At 42.0% G+C, this 14409-nt stretch carries 14 protein-coding genes and 1 pseudogene; 10 read left to right on the top strand and 5 right to left on the bottom strand.

What is annotated here, in order from left to right; translation table 11 throughout:
- Nucleotides 1–29 precede the first annotated feature (29 nt).
- The 7 genes and pseudogenes from M1E93_RS14020 (at nucleotide 30) to M1E93_RS13990 (ending at nucleotide 6669) form a co-directional block, all read left to right on the top strand.
- Nucleotides 30–2528, top strand: a pseudogene (locus M1E93_RS14020) (outer membrane usher protein).
- Between the two features lie 79 nt (nucleotides 2529–2607).
- Nucleotides 2608–3357 (top strand): fimbria/pilus periplasmic chaperone, encoded by a 750-nt coding sequence (locus M1E93_RS14015; RefSeq protein WP_014657786.1) that lies wholly within the window; start codon nucleotides 2608–2610, stop codon nucleotides 3355–3357.
- Nucleotides 3358–3389: 32 nt separating this feature from the next.
- Complete coding sequence (locus M1E93_RS14010) at nucleotides 3390–4001, top strand: fimbrial protein (protein ID WP_004917893.1); 612 nt, start codon at nucleotides 3390–3392, stop codon at nucleotides 3999–4001.
- 11 nt (nucleotides 4002–4012) lie between these two features.
- Nucleotides 4013–4516: a fimbrial protein gene (locus M1E93_RS14005; protein ID WP_014657788.1), complete on the top strand. Its 504-nt coding sequence runs from the start codon at nucleotides 4013–4015 to the stop codon at nucleotides 4514–4516.
- Entirely contained in the window at nucleotides 4516–5049 is a 534-nt protein-coding gene (locus tag M1E93_RS14000) for a fimbrial protein (RefSeq protein WP_014657789.1), read from the top strand. Before M1E93_RS14005 ends, M1E93_RS14000 begins: the two co-directional genes overlap by 1 nt.
- A 9-nt stretch (nucleotides 5050–5058) precedes the next feature.
- Nucleotides 5059–5604 carry a fimbrial protein gene (locus M1E93_RS13995; protein ID WP_014657790.1) on the top strand — a complete coding sequence of 182 codons (546 nt, stop codon included), beginning with the start codon at nucleotides 5059–5061 and terminating at the stop codon, nucleotides 5602–5604.
- 54 nt (nucleotides 5605–5658) lie between these two features.
- Complete coding sequence (locus M1E93_RS13990) at nucleotides 5659–6669, top strand: hypothetical protein (RefSeq protein WP_060560676.1); 1011 nt, start codon at nucleotides 5659–5661, stop codon at nucleotides 6667–6669.
- Between the two features lie 386 nt (nucleotides 6670–7055).
- On the opposite strand, the gene M1E93_RS13985 is transcribed toward M1E93_RS13990, so the two are convergent.
- The 4 genes from M1E93_RS13985 to moeA form a co-directional block, all read right to left on the bottom strand.
- Nucleotides 7056–7403 carry a hypothetical protein gene (locus tag M1E93_RS13985; protein ID WP_169342108.1) on the bottom strand — a complete coding sequence of 116 codons (348 nt, stop codon included), beginning with the start codon at nucleotides 7401–7403 and terminating at the stop codon, nucleotides 7056–7058.
- 216 nt (nucleotides 7404–7619) lie between these two features.
- Entirely contained in the window at nucleotides 7620–7955 is a 336-nt protein-coding gene (locus M1E93_RS13980; RefSeq protein WP_004917906.1) for a zinc ribbon domain-containing protein YjdM, read from the bottom strand.
- Nucleotides 7956–8117: 162 nt separating this feature from the next.
- Nucleotides 8118–8876, bottom strand: coding sequence for a molybdopterin-synthase adenylyltransferase MoeB (gene moeB / locus M1E93_RS13975; protein WP_104873348.1), 759 nt, complete (start codon nucleotides 8874–8876; stop codon nucleotides 8118–8120).
- Nucleotides 8876–10117 (bottom strand): molybdopterin molybdotransferase MoeA, encoded by a 1242-nt coding sequence (gene moeA / locus M1E93_RS13970; protein WP_053110319.1) that lies wholly within the window; start codon nucleotides 10115–10117, stop codon nucleotides 8876–8878. The genes moeB and moeA overlap by 1 nt, the downstream gene beginning before the upstream one ends.
- Nucleotides 10118–10365: 248 nt before the next feature.
- Here moeA and M1E93_RS13965 point away from each other — a divergent pair, with 248 nt between their 5' ends.
- From M1E93_RS13965 to yeiB, 3 genes are all read left to right on the top strand, one after another.
- Entirely contained in the window at nucleotides 10366–11535 is a 1170-nt protein-coding gene (locus M1E93_RS13965; RefSeq protein WP_036943552.1) for a YbfB/YjiJ family MFS transporter, read from the top strand.
- Nucleotides 11536–11749: 214 nt separating this feature from the next.
- A complete protein-coding gene (folE, locus tag M1E93_RS13960; RefSeq protein ID WP_004917919.1) occupies nucleotides 11750–12409 on the top strand; it encodes a GTP cyclohydrolase I FolE in 660 nt (219 codons plus the stop codon).
- A 6-nt stretch (nucleotides 12410–12415) separates the two neighbouring features.
- Nucleotides 12416–13573 carry a DUF418 domain-containing protein YeiB gene (gene yeiB / locus M1E93_RS13955; protein WP_104873349.1) on the top strand — a complete coding sequence of 386 codons (1158 nt, stop codon included), beginning with the start codon at nucleotides 12416–12418 and terminating at the stop codon, nucleotides 13571–13573.
- Nucleotides 13574–13627: 54 nt separating this feature from the next.
- On the opposite strand, the gene sanA is transcribed toward yeiB, so the two are convergent.
- On the bottom strand, nucleotides 13628–14329 hold the full coding sequence (sanA, locus tag M1E93_RS13950; RefSeq protein WP_004917922.1) for an outer membrane permeability protein SanA: 702 nt from the start codon (nucleotides 14327–14329) through the stop codon (nucleotides 13628–13630).
- Between the last annotated feature and the right edge of the window lie 80 nt (nucleotides 14330–14409).

The raw sequence follows: 14409 nt of genomic DNA, 5'->3' as shown, positions 1-14409 counted from the left end.
GATGAAATTATTTAATTAGGGATGCTTATATGTATTCATATAAATTGGTTTCCTATCGGCCAAATATGGTTTGTTTATATATTTCAGTTGCGTTAAATATATACCCAATAAACTCTATTGCTCATAATGATATTGAATTTAACACGGATGTGTTAGATGTCGAAGATAAAAAAAATATTAATTTAAATCATTTTTCCCGCGCCAACTATATTATACCGGGTAGCTATTCTTTGACTCTCAGAGTGAATGGCGATGAATTATCAGAAATACCCGTTAAATTTATTACGCCTAAAAATGATCCAAAAGGAAGTGAACCCTGTCTTTCACCTGTAGAAACACAAAAGTTGGGGCTAACGAAAGACGCTTATAATTCACTGGCATGGTGGAACGATAATCAATGTGTGGATCCTAATAGCTTAGTAGGGATGTCAATTACTGGGGATTTTTCAACATCTTCTTTAAATGTAAGCGTTCCTCAGGCTTATTTAGAATATAGTGCACCTAATTGGGATCCACCTTCTCGTTGGGATGAAGGTATTCCAGCAATAATGTTGGATTACAATTTAAACGCGACAGCCAATCATTCTTACAATGATGGTAACGATATTTATGCACTAAATGGTAACGGGCTTGTCGGCATCAATACAGGTGCTTGGCGCTGGCGTGCAGAGTGGCAAAGCCGTTTAGATTATAATACTCAGTCATACGTAAAAACGAATAACGATTTTCGTTGGAACCGCTTTTATACCTATCGTGCAATTCCATCATTACAGTCAAAACTAACACTGGGTGAGGATTACTTACAGTCAAATATTTTTGATAGTTTCCGCTTTATTGGTGGTAGCTTGCGCTCGGATATCAATATGATGCCACCGATCTTACGTGGTTATGCGCCAGAGGTAACAGGGATCGCACAAACCAACGCGACAGTGATGATTAGCCAACAAGGACGCACTATTTACGAGACACAGGTCGCACCTGGCCCATTTCGTATTCAAGATTTGAGTGATGCGGTTTCCGGCAAGCTTGATGTCACTGTAAAAGAGCAAGATGGTTCGACGCAACAGTTCCAAGTAGATACGGCAAGTCTACCTTTCTTAACGCGTCCGGGACAAGTGCAATATAAGTTAGCTTTAGGGCAGCCAACGGATATCGATCGACATAGCCAAGGTGATAGCTTTGCCACAGGGGAGTTTTCATGGGGGGTGACTAATGGCTGGTCTTTGTTCAGTGGAACGCTAAATAGCCAAAATTATAATGCACTCTCATTAGGCCTAGGACGTGATTTGCTCAGTTGGGGGCTATTTCAGGAGATATTACGCACTCGATTTCTAAATTACCGAGTGAAGAGCGCATACATGGTGGCTCATATCGTGTGAATTACTCAAAACGTTTCGAAGCGATCGACAGTCAAATTCAATTTGCGGGCTACCGTTTTTCTGATCGCAACTATATGACTATGTCTGACTATCTAAGTGCTAGGCAATATGGTGAACGTTACGGCAGTAGTAAGGAGCAATACACCGTATCGATGAGCAAGAATTTTAGTGACGCAGGCGCATCTGTTTACCTCAATTATAATCATCAAACCTTCTGGGATCGTCCTGATAATGATTATTACAGCGTTATGTTTTCCAAATATTTTGATATTGGAACGATTAAAAACGTCAGTCTAACGGTTTCGGCAAATCGTAGTATTTACCAAGAGAGCCATGACGATAGCGGTTATTTATCGGTGAATATTCCATGGGGCAGTGGGGTACAAATCGGCTACTCGCTCGATACTAACCGTCACGATACAACCAATCGTATGACGTATTACAACAGCACTGATGAACGTAATAGCTATCAATTGAGTGTAGGGAATACGCGTAAGGGGCTATCAAGTAGTGCGTTCGTGACTCATCAAGGCGATCTTTCGCGCATTACAGCTAATGCTAGCTATATGCGTGGGCAATATAGCGCAGTGGGAGCTTCTTTTAATGGTGGTTTAACACTAACACCAAATGGCGGTGCTTTCCATCGTATGAGTTCGATGGGAGGAACGCGTCTATTAGTTGATACTGATGGTATTTCTGATGTTCCTATCAAAGGTTATGGCAGCCCGATAACGTCAAACCGATTTGGTAAAGCGGTAGTGACTGAGCTCAGTAGCTATTATCGCAATAAAGCCAGTATCGATCTCAATGCGTTGCCTAATGATGTTGACGCTCAACAATCTGTTGTTCAAGCCACTTTGACAGAAGGTGCTGTTGGTTACCGCAAATTCTCTGTCATATCAGGGCAAAAGAGAATGGTGGAGATCCGTTTGGCAGATCATTCTTTCCCGCCATTTGGGGCTCAAATCTTTAATCAAAAAGGGCAAGAAGTCGGCATCGTCGGTGATTCAGGAAGCGCTTACGTTAGTGGGATCAACGCAAATGAAGTGATGAGTGTGCAGTGGGGGGGGGGATGCTCAATGTCAAATCACCTTCCCTGAGCCACTTCAAAATAGTGAACACGCATTGTTATTGCCGTGCCGTGTATAGCTGTCATGCATATAGCTTAAATGCCCAGAACAATCATTGATAAACCACATTAGGTACTACATAGGAAGGTAACGATTAAATGAAACTAAACACCAAATTTATTGCAGGGGTTGGGTTAGCCAGTTGCGTGTTATCCAGCACCAATGTATTAGCGGCTATTTCAATGGACCGAACGCGTATCATTTTTGAGGGAATGCAGAAATCGGTATCGTTAAATGTCGCTAATAATAACAAACAACTTCCGTATTTAGCTCAAGGTTGGATAGAAAATGAAAAAGGAGAAAAAATCACCTCTCCATTAATTGTGTTACCGCCTATTCAACGTATTGAGCCTGCGAAATCAAGCCAAGTAAAAATTGAAGCATTACCCGCTATCAATTCATTACCACAAGATAGAGAGTCGTTGTTTTATTTCAACTTACGGGAAATTCCGCCTAAAAGTGATAAACCCAATACATTACAAATTGCACTACAAACACGGGTCAAACTTTTTTATAGGCCAAAAGCCATTATTAGCGGACCAAATACCGTTCCTTGGCAACAAAAATTAACCTTATTAAAAGAGGGGAATAGCGTAACGATAAATAATCCAACGCCTTATTATGTCACCGTTATTGAAGCTGGTGAAAGTAATCAGTCTGCACCAATTAAAGATTTTAAGCCGATTATGCTAGCCCCTTTTAGTGAGCAAAATCTTGGCGTGAATAGTCATCAACTCGGTAATACGCCAGTGCTGACTTATGTTAATGACTATGGTGGTCGCCCTAATCTCACTTTCAGTTGTCAAGGAAGTACGTGCCATGTTGATCCAGATGCAGCAGAGAAATAAGGCTAATGGTGCCTATGAAAGAGGGTAGATAAATGACTTTACATAAGCGATTGGCTATCTTTTGGACGCTGCTAATAGGGGCGCCATTGGGATGGGCAATGAATGAAAATACTCAGCTATATAATTCAGCGAATAATTGGGATGTCGATGGTCAACAAGGCGTGTTGTATGTTCGTGGTTCTTTATCGGAAAGTCCGTGCCGCTTAGCGATGACATCTGAATACCAATCTATTGATATGGGTAATTTTGAAACTGCGCAACTTAATCGTATTGGGGCAAAAGGGCGGGCGGTTCCTTTTCAAATAGAGCTATTAGATTGTATTTCTCATCCAACATCATTACTTGATGAAAAAACAGGACAAACAGCGTGGAGTCACTCTCAGCCAGCGGTAAAAATACGCTTTGTAGCACCATCAACAAATGAAATGCCTAATTTGGCTTTAGTCGAGGGGGCAAAAGGGTTTGGGTTACAGCTAAGTAATGCGTCAGGTACGGTTTTGTCTTTAGGGGAAGAGAGTCACCCTGTGTTATTACCCTCTGGCCAACGTCAACTGACCTACACGATTACACCGGTTAGGACGGGATCACTCTTAATCGCTGGAGCATACCATGCGGTGATCTCATTCCAGATGCTCTATGAATAGGAGCAGTGATAATGAAAAAATCGTTTATTCATCGGGTGAGGTGTTTGCGTAGCCTAGTGCTCAGTAGCATTTTATTAGTGAGTACCAATACTAGTGCGGATATTTATACTTTAAGGATTAAAGTCAAAGTATTACAGCAAACCTGTACCGTTAATCAAAACCAAATTATCACTGTTGATTTCCCTGACATGGTTATTAAGGATATTGATGGACAGCGTTATGAAACGTCGATCCCTTACACATTAGCTTGTGATGGCTCTGCGAATAATCCAGCATTGAAACTCAAATTTAGTGGAACGCCAGCCAGTTTTAACACCCAGTATCTTGAAACATCAGAGAGTGATTTGGGGTTAGAAATTCGCGTTGATGGCACGGCAACTGAGCCAGGACGTTGGGTTGATTTCTACTTTAACACATTACCTAAATTAACCGCAGTCCCTGTATTAAAAAATGGGGGTTCGGTGAATGCTGGGGTATTCAATGCATCAGGCACATTAAGTGTGGAGTACCTATGATGAGCAAACAAAACAGGCGTCTAATAAAGCCCATGTTTGCCTTTATGATAGGCGCTTATATGTCGCCTGCATTAGCCAATACCGTGGATGTGAAATTTAAAGGAACATTACTTGAAAATCCCCCTTGTGATGTTTATAGCGATAAAGGAATTAATCAATCAATACAGATTGATTTCCAAGACATAGGTATCAATAAAATTAACGGTATCGACCATCAACGGCCTTTTACCGTAAATATAGATTGTCGAAGTTATACGTCACGACCTTCATCTTTAGCACTGTCTTATAGCGGTGATGCTGCGAATGGTTTTGATGCCAATGCGTTACAAGCCGATGTAACAGGTCTCGGTGTACGTTTATATCGAAATGAAAATGGAAGTGTTGTGGCACCAAATAGCCACTTCACCTTTAATTTGCCTAGTAATGGCTTTACGGCGCTGAATTTCTATGCCGTACCTGTAAAGGATCCACAAGTGAACTTACAGGAAGGCCCTTTTGAAGCGATTGCAACCATTGCATTGCAGTACCCCTAAGGAGGAAAAATGAAGCATATGGGTATTTTTTTAGGGGTAAGTTCGTTGGTGGGGGCGCTTTCTGCAAATTTATATGCTGCCACAAATAGTAGCCAAGTGACATATGGCGGCACATTGGTAGCAGAACCCTGCGAAATTGTGCCTGAATTTGAGAACTTTTCTGTTGAGTTCAATAGTATCTCAACGAAAGAGTTGTACTCAAACAGCAGGATCTTAAGTAAGGAATTTGAGCTTCAATTGAAAGATTGTGACGCTTCAATTGCAAATTCAGTAACGACTATTTTTAATGGCAACGCCACGCCGGATGGGCTTTTAGAGTTTGATGCCAATAGTGAGGCATCGGGAGCCGCAATCGGTATTGAAACGTTAAGTGGTGTGAAACTCCCATTGAATCCGACGAGTGGAGTATCTTATCCATCACAGCCGATAAAAAATGGTGCCATGACGATCCGATTACGTGCTTATCTTCAAGGAAAAGCGGGAGCGATTGCCAATAACAGCATCAAACCCGGTAATTTTTCTGCCACCATGACATACACCCTAAGCTACCAATAAGTGGCTGAAATATGTCTTCAACGGGCCAATAATTCAGTTTAAATCGAGGATCATATGAAAAACATATGGGGTCAACGTTTATTTAAAAATTATCTGTTATTTAGTGTATTGTTATTGTTAGGCACTAAAAGTTTTGCATCAACACCTTGGATAAATTCGCAGTGGATCGGTGTTAACAGTTATGAAGTGAGGATCCCTTCGAGTTCAGGGCGCTGTTATAACCCCCAAAATTTAACGAATGGGAGTTGTTCTAATGTCAATATTTCTTCATACCGTCTTTTCCACTATGCGCCAGTGAATCAGTTTCCATGGATGAGAACAGTCAACCAGTGTACTGTGGAAATTGAAATAACTTTGTTACTAAGAAGCGTTGCTTATGATAGGTATGGCGCTTTTCTCTTAACTCCACCACCGACAGGAACACGCTACATCAATTCATCTGGAGGATTAAACCATTCATATTATAGGTATACCGCAAATCGGAGTTGTGAAAGTGTCTTAAATGATCTATCGCTGTTTCAAATGTCAGGTACTAGAGGGGTAGGCCAAGCGGCTCCAATAATTATATCTAGTGTGGCGAATCCGAACGATTTTAGACGAATATGTTGGCGGGTGAATGTATATGGTGCGAATAACACATCATCTTCTTTAGTTGCAGGTAGTGGCATCGATGAAACGGACTGTACACGTTCTACACCCGAAGTACCGATTGCTTGTACATTTGAGATGTCGACATTACTGGATCATGGAACGGTGGATTCTAATCAGCTCAATGGACATAAGGCAACGGCCACAGGGTATGTAACCTGTACAGGGAATACCAAAGTGACCACACAGTTACTCGGTAACGGCACTACCAGCAATACCATTCTTGCACCAGGCTTATATTCAGAAGCAAAGGTCTGTGCACGCAACACTTGCTCTTCAGGTAATGAACAATACACGATTGATACGGCTATGAATGTAAAAACGCCTTTTAATGTGGAATCGACATTACATAGTTCAGGAAGTATTGCTGCTGGGGAATATCAGGGAACTGTGGTATTAGTAACGAGTATGTTTTAAAGAGTATTATATAGACTTTAAACGGCTCGCTTTCGTTATTGTGAGCCGTTTGCTTTATTGACTGACCAATCCTTTTAAGCACGTTTCTAAAAATTATTTAGCAGATTATGTATTGATAACATCGGGAACAGTGTGGTTTCCCAATGTGTATTGTCGGTCAAAAAATGATTTTTCTAATCATCATTTATTATGTTTCGAGACCGAATCTAAGCCTCATTAAGTTTGTGAACGCTCTGAAACCTAGCTGAGCTAGGCCAACAGACTGTTATCGTTAAATGAGTTCTCAAAGGTGATGACTAATCTAGACATCATTCTTTCTAAGAAATTAATTCGACAACAAGCATATAGAGATGAACGTAGCGCCCTGATCATACAGAGAGGCTACGCTACTCCCAACCGTTCGAATGCTCTTTTGATAAATGCGGTAAAAGTGATAAAAAGACCTCGATTTTTCGCTCGACAGTCATATTCACAAAATCATCCATCGCAATCTCTACGCGTTGTATCTTTCCATCACGGATCGTGAATTTATACATCAAATGCCCAGTCCAGCTTCTGTGAACGAAAACACAGCCATCCTCACTGTATGATAGCCATTTATCTTCCATGCATGAAGGAAGCCAGCCATTCAGTATGTTTCTTTCGGCTGTTTCCGACAGAGGGTAATTCAAATGGTGAACCAATGGCTCATTTTCAAAAAACTTCAGATTTTTAAATTGGCTCTTATCGATCACTTAATTTACCAGACTAATAATATCTTACGGTACAGCCTATACAAACATCCGATTGAGATCAAAGTTAATCATAGTTTCATGGGGGGAATTTTGTCAGCTGACGAGGTGGGGATACTGGAACCTTTTTAGATCAAACTCCTCAATAAAAAATGAGGACTTTATTCGCACTTTGAGACCTAGCTGAGCTAGGTCTTAGTATTTAACTGAACAAGTTAATTAATTCTTTTTCACAAACTCAGATTTCAGCTTCATTTGGCCGAAACCATCAATTTTACAATCGATATTGTGGTCGCCTTCGACTAAGCGAATGCCTTTTACTCGAGTACCAATTTTCAACATTGATGAGCTACCTTTCACTTTTAAATCTTTAATGACAGTGACGGTATCGCCATCCGCTAATAGGTTCCCGTTAGCATCTTTAACGATCAACTCATCGCTTTCTTCTACAGGCTCGGCATCATTCCATTCATGCGCACACTCAGGGCAGATATACATATCGTTATCAGTATAGGTGTATTCAGACTGACATTTCGGGCAAGGAGGGAATTGCATATTAAATACTCTCAGTAACTTATTTAAAAATGTAAAGTGATGACTGCTTATTGATGTCAGCCAACACGAAAGGGGATAGTATAAGGTTAAAGCAAAAATAATTTATTTTTTAGGAATATTCTTAATCGAGCGGTGCGTTTGTCACCGCCCTAATGGAAGAAATTATTGGTGTGCGCACACTTCACAATGGGGGTCTTTGGTCAGTTTGAATTGGCGGAATTCCATCGTCATCGCATCAAAAAACAACACGTTACCAGTATTGACCTTGCCATATTGGGTAAGCAATTTGAGGGTTTCCATTGCTTCGAGTGTACCTATCGTACCAACCAAAGGCGCCATTACGCCGGCTTCTACACAGGTTAGACTATTTTCACCAAACAAGCGGCTCAAGCAGTGGTAACAAGGCTCTCCTTCTTGATAGGTGAAAACAGATAGCTGCCCTTCCATACGGATAGCGGCACCGGAAACAAGTGGTTTCTTATGCTGGAAACATAAGCGATTTAACTGCTCTCTAATAGCCACATTATCAGTGCAATCAAGGATAACATCATGGGTCATTATCCGTTCATTCAGTTGCGCATCGTCCAACTGTGCATTGACCGTTTCAATACAAATATGTGGATTGATTGTGGCTAACTGTGCTTTAGCTGAATCAACTTTAGGTTGACCAACCGTCGCATCACGGTGCAAGGTTTGTCGCTGTAGATTAGACAGTGAAACAGTATCGAAATCGACTAAAGTGAGTTGACCTACACCAGCGGCAGCTAAGTATTGTGTGGCTGCGCAACCTAAACCACCAAGGCCAATGACCAGCACTTTGCTGGCCTTGAGTTTCTCTTGCCCGTCAAAATCAAATCCACGTAAAATGATTTGGCGGTTATAACGCAACATCTCTTGATCGGTAAGCTCTTGCACGGTCATTATTCGCTTTTGAGTAAGTCATTAAACATTTCGACATCAACGGTTTCGCCTACCGCGACATGCCCACGCTCCCTTTCTAAGACGATAAAGCAGTTGGCTAAGCTAAAGGAGCTAAATACATGAGAGCCTTGGTGGCCAGTTGTTGCAACTTGCAGTTGCCCATGTTCATTGACGCTTAGGATCCCGCGTTGAAAATCCAGACGACCGGGGCTTTTTTTCAACGGTGTGGTAACAGGAACTTTAAATTTCATTGGCGCTTTCCATTGGCTATTCCCAGAAAGGCGAGCAATCAACGGCTGCACGAGTTGATAAAAGGTGAGTGCTGCGGAAACTGGGTTACCCGGTAATCCACAAAACCACGCTGAATGGAGTTTACCAAAAGCAAATGGTTTACCGGGTTTGATTGCTAGCTTCCAGAAGCCGATTTCTCCTAGCTCCTCTAAAATTTGTTTGGTGTAATCCGCTTCACCCACGGAGACGCCACCACTACTAATCACTAAATCAGCTTGGTTATCTGCATCAATAAAGGTCTGCTTGAGTTTTTCAGGGGAATCAGGAATAACACCAAGGTCGATAACCTCACAGTTAAGTTTTTCGAGCATTAGGCGAACAGTAAAACGGTTAGTGTCGTAGATCTGCCCCTCTTTGAGTGGTTGACCCACCGCTTGCAACTCATCTCCCGTAGAAAATACCGCAACTTTTAGACGGCGGTGTACATCAACCGTTGAAATACCCAAAGATGCAATAAGAGGCAATTGAGCCGTGGATAGCAGAGTACCCGCGGGGATCACACTACTACCTTTTGCGATATCTTCCCCAGCACGGCGGATATTGCTGCCTTTTTTAACTGTACCTGTAAACACGACCCCTTGAGCTGTCTCTTCCGTTTCCTCTTGCATGACGACAGTATCGACACCTTGTGGAATAGGGGCGCCAGTCATAATGCGCACACAGCTACCGTGCGGAAGCTCCCCTTGCATTGGTTGACCTGCGAATGATTTTCCTGCTACAGGCATAGGGGTTTTCCCATCCCACTCAGCGAAACGAAAACCATATCCATCCATTGCAGAGTTATCAAATGGGGGAACATTCATTGGCGAGGTGATGTCGGCTGCGGTGATGCGTTGGGCCGATTCTGTGAGCGGAATGCGCTCTGAGTGAGTCACTGTTTGTGTTTGAGTGAGTATTTTATCGAGTGCTTGCTCAAGTGAGATCAACCCAGCGGTATGACACATGTCCATTAGTACCCCTATTATTCTGCTTTGCCATTGAGGCTTAAGATTTTGTCGTGCTGCTTATTATGGCAGAGATATCGCGAGGGGTGAATGAATAGAAATTGATTAAGAATAGCTTTTCGTTGGATTTTACGAGAAGTCTCGCGCGAATAAATGCCTTAGATAGCCTTACGGACATAAATTGTATTTTTGTTAATGTTATGTTAAACAGTAATCTGATTAATTATTGCATTCTAAATGAAACTAAGGAATTTATGGTTTCCGCCAATGAACAGGCGCACCCTAGCCGTAGTGCAGCCGCCTTCCATATTGCTTTTAGTGGATTTCTTTCGCTCGTTGTTGTTATGGGGATAGGGCGCTTTACGCTAACTCCCCAAGTCCCTTTAATGATTGAAGAGCATCAACTTACACTCTCTACAGCCAGTGTGGTCGCTGCTTTTAATTATTTAGGGTATTTGTTGGGCTCCTTTGATGCAATGCGTGCGCGTCAACACGTTGAAAGACGCATGTGGTTGGGAATATGGGGTGCCGTTGCGATAACCTTGATTTCCGCACTTCTTGATGGCCCTATTTTACATAGTATTGCCCGTTTTTTTATTGGCTGGGCGAGTGGCATGGCACTGGTACTCGTGGTTGCTTGGGCTAATGAGAATTTAGCAAAATTAAATCGACCTGCATTAAGTGTGGCGGTATTTGCTGGAACCGGAGCTGGAATATTTCTTAGCGGTCTGTTTGCGGTAGCCATCCAAGATTGGCAATTATCTGCCAGCCAAGGTTGGTTAATCTACGGTGGGTTAGCACTAATTTTTAGTCTATACATTAGCTGCCATATTCCACGTACGGGGCAGTGGCATCGGCCTGTCGGGGAAATAAAAAAACTTCAGCTTACGCCAGAAATCAAGCGACTGGTATGGAGCTATGGATTGGCTGGCTTTGGTTATATTTTGCCAGCGACATTTTTATCACAAATGGCCGCGCAGCGTTTCCCTGATAGTTTATTTGCCCAATTTGTTTGGCCGGTCTTTGGTATATCCGCGGTGGTGGGCATTCTAATCGCCATGCTACTACGTAATTTCTCGACAACCCAAAACCGATTAGCGATCACTTTATGGTTACAAGGGATCGGAATATTAATCTCAGAAGTTATTTCGGGTATTTCAGGGTTGGTGATTGCCGCAATCCTAATTGGTGGGGGGCTTATGTGTGCGGTACAGTTGTCAATGCAACTAGGACGTGAATTGGCCCCGGAACATAACCGTTTTATGGCGGGTTTACTCACGACATGTTATGCAATCGGGCAGCTTATTGGCCCTATGTTGTCTTTTATTTCCACGACATTCACCGGAAAACTAGAACCTGCTTTATACAGTGCGTTTATCGCATTGTGTGTCGCGGGTGGGTTAGTTTATCGCCGTTCTCGATAAAGAATAGCTCTGAAAATATGTTATTAATTATAGTTAAATGATGATATATCCGAGGGGAGCATCAAAGGCTATCCTGATAAAATGAATATTTGTTGATGCAAATATTTCATCTGATCTATGGATGTAATGCTGGATTATCTAAACTTGCTGTTTTAGAGTACAGCGCACACCTGCATTTTCATAAAAAATCGTTATATCGTTTGTGGAGAATCTAATGTCATCTCTGAGTAAAGAAGCCGAATTGGTGCATGCTGCTTTGGAAGCAAGAGGGCTTGAAACCCCGTTGCGTATCCAACCAAAATCAGGCGAAGAGCGTAAGCAACTGATTGAAGGGCATATGACAGAGATCATGAAGTTACTGAATTTGGACTTAACTGACGATAGCTTGGCGGATACACCAAAGCGCATCGCTAAAATGTATGTCGATGAAATTTTTTCAGGTCTAGATTACGCGAACTTCCCAAAAATCACCGTCATTGAAAATAAAATGAAAGTTGATGAGATGGTCACTGTGCGTGATATTACCTTAACAAGTACATGTGAACACCATTTTGTTACTATTGATGGTAAGGCTACAGTTGCTTATATTCCGAAAGATAAAGTGATTGGCCTGTCAAAAATCAACCGTATTGTTCAATTTTTCTCACAACGTCCTCAAGTACAAGAACGCTTAACTCAGCAGATTTTGGTGGCCTTACAGACATTGCTAGATACTAATAATGTTGCGGTATCAATTGATGCTGTGCATTACTGTGTTAAAGCTCGAGGTATCCGTGATGCGACCAGTGCCACCACCACCACCTCGTTGGGTGGACTGTTTAAATCTAGTCAAAACACACGTCAAGAGTTTTTGCGCGCAGTGCGTCACCTGTAATCTATTATGACTGCCATATTATCGCATCGCTCCCAAGAAGGGCGAATTGATAGGCTTGATGCAACACGTGGCATCGCAATCTTAGGTATTCTATTAATGAATATTTTTGGGTTTGCTTTGCCGCAAATGGCTTATATTAATCCTGTTTATTCTCAATCTATTAGCCAAACTGATATGGCTATTTGGGTGGTTTTTAACCTATTTATTCAGGGTAAGTTTTTAACGATTTTTTCGATTTTATTTGGTGCGACGTTAGCGTTATTACGTCGCAAAGGCGACCGATGGAATATGAGTCGTTTAGTCATTTTGGCGGTACTAGGGCTGATTCATGGTATCGGTTTTTGGTCAGGAGATATTTTATTTGCTTATGCAGTAACGGGATGTATTGCGTTACTGATATTTAAACAATATGACTCTGGCAACCTATTAAAAATAGCAGGCTTTGTCTATGTTATTGGATTAGTGAGTTTATTGTTGTTAGGTAGCACGGTGGGGTCGAGTGATTTTTGGGTCGTTTCTGAAGAGCAAGCGTTGTACGAATCACTGGGAAACACTACGGGGGGGAGTGTTAGCTTAATCTATCGCACTCAATCGATGTTAACCATGGTGGAAATGCTGTTTATTCAGTATGGGTGGCAGCTGCTGGGGCTAATGATCGCGGGGTATGTCGCGATGCGCAGTGGATGGTTAAGCGGGCAATTCAGTTCCCAGCATTATCGACGTATGGCAATGCTATTAATTATTCCCGCTTTGCTTGTTCAAGCCGTATCTCTTTATATGCAAAGCCTATCAGGATGGAGTTATTTTGCGACAGCCATTGTGGGCTATGTTGTCAACGAATTGATGTCCCCATTACAATCTTTTGGTTATATCGCCCTTATTTACGGTTTTTGGGGAACGCTACAGCATAGTGTGTTGGCCAAAATGCTACAGTGCACGGGGCGAATGGCATTAAGTAATTACTTATTGCAAACCTTAATTTGTGTGACGATTTTTTATTATTTAGGCTATTTCAACCATTTTTCACGGTCTGAGTTGTTGCTCTTTATTGTGCCAATTTGGGCGGTAAACCTATTATTTTCTTATTTCTGGCTCTCCTTTTTTCATCAAGGCCCGATGGAGTGGGGGTGGCGAAGGTTAACCGAAAAGTTAGATAGAATATAGAAAAGGCGAGATAAAACAATTCAGGCAGTTACCCTGCCTGATTGCTAGAAATTTTTAAATTTTGTTGATTTCATCGGGAGAAACAGCCGGATAGCCCTTGATCCCTTCTGGCATTTTAATGGGCGCAGGGATAGACTCTTGCTCCCCTAAAAACTTAGGTTCGCGGTTTAAAACATAGAGATCCGCTAAAGCCCCCAACCGAGCAAACACTTCACGTATTCTTACTTTAAACATCGCTTTTGGTGTTGGCACCGCTAAACATTGCGCATCTATCCCTTTGTGCTTAGCGATAAACAACGCGCGTTCGCAATGGAAGCGCTGGGTAATAATCGTAAAATTGTCGGTATCAAATACTTTCCGTGTGCGCACGACAGAATCCAATGTTCTAAACCCTGCGAAGTCGAGAACAATTTTTGAAGCGGGCACGCCTGCTTTGATTAAATCCTTACGCATGGCGATGGGTTCATTATAACTGTGTGCACCATTATCACCGCTAAGCAGTAGATACTTCACCTTTCCACTGTGATAAGCATCTGCTGCCCCCTGAATTCGGTAGCTATAGTATAAATTTTGGACGCCACTTGAATAATATTTAGATGTACCCAATACCATACCAACATCACGTATTGGCAGATCAGCGACATCTTCATAAATATCAGGAGCCGTATCCCACGCTATCCAACGGTCAAGTAAAATAATAGTGACTAACGCTATCCCTAAAATCGCTATCAGACCATAAAGCAGACGTTTCCTCATTGTCCTTGCCTTTAATATTAATAGTCATGGTGATAAGGCTACTTGAGTTAAATAGGGGAAGCAAGTCGGGCAACGTAAAG

The sequence above is a fragment of the Providencia sp. PROV272 genome (assembly GCF_049901975.1).
GTDB classification, from domain to species: domain Bacteria; phylum Pseudomonadota; class Gammaproteobacteria; order Enterobacterales; family Enterobacteriaceae; genus Providencia; species Providencia stuartii.
The sequence above is the reverse complement of the archived record's forward strand: the minus strand, read 5'-3'. Positions and strand labels throughout refer to the sequence as shown.

Excerpts from the sequence above, each read along its gene's own strand:
- M1E93_RS14015 (WP_014657786.1), top strand. The coding sequence starts at position 2,608 with ATGAAACTAAACACCAAATTTATTGCAGGGGTTGGGTTAGCCAGTTGC.
- M1E93_RS14010 (WP_004917893.1), top strand. The coding sequence starts at position 3,390 with ATGACTTTACATAAGCGATTGGCTATCTTTTGGACGCTGCTAATAGGG.
- M1E93_RS14005 (WP_014657788.1), top strand. The coding sequence starts at position 4,013 with ATGAAAAAATCGTTTATTCATCGGGTGAGGTGTTTGCGTAGCCTAGTG.
- M1E93_RS14000 (WP_014657789.1), top strand. The coding sequence starts at position 4,516 with ATGAGCAAACAAAACAGGCGTCTAATAAAGCCCATGTTTGCCTTTATG.
- M1E93_RS13995 (WP_014657790.1), top strand. The coding sequence starts at position 5,059 with ATGAAGCATATGGGTATTTTTTTAGGGGTAAGTTCGTTGGTGGGGGCG.
- M1E93_RS13990 (WP_060560676.1), top strand. The coding sequence starts at position 5,659 with ATGAAAAACATATGGGGTCAACGTTTATTTAAAAATTATCTGTTATTT.
- M1E93_RS13980 (WP_004917906.1), bottom strand. The coding sequence starts at position 7,955 with ATGCAATTCCCTCCTTGCCCGAAATGTCAGTCTGAATACACCTATACT.
- moeB (WP_104873348.1), bottom strand. The coding sequence starts at position 8,876 with ATGACCGTGCAAGAGCTTACCGATCAAGAGATGTTGCGTTATAACCGC.
- moeA (WP_053110319.1), bottom strand. The coding sequence starts at position 10,117 with ATGGACATGTGTCATACCGCTGGGTTGATCTCACTTGAGCAAGCACTC.
- M1E93_RS13965 (WP_036943552.1), top strand. The coding sequence starts at position 10,366 with ATGGTTTCCGCCAATGAACAGGCGCACCCTAGCCGTAGTGCAGCCGCC.
- folE (WP_004917919.1), top strand. The coding sequence starts at position 11,750 with ATGTCATCTCTGAGTAAAGAAGCCGAATTGGTGCATGCTGCTTTGGAA.
- yeiB (WP_104873349.1), top strand. The coding sequence starts at position 12,416 with ATGACTGCCATATTATCGCATCGCTCCCAAGAAGGGCGAATTGATAGG.
- sanA (WP_004917922.1), bottom strand. The coding sequence starts at position 14,329 with ATGAGGAAACGTCTGCTTTATGGTCTGATAGCGATTTTAGGGATAGCG.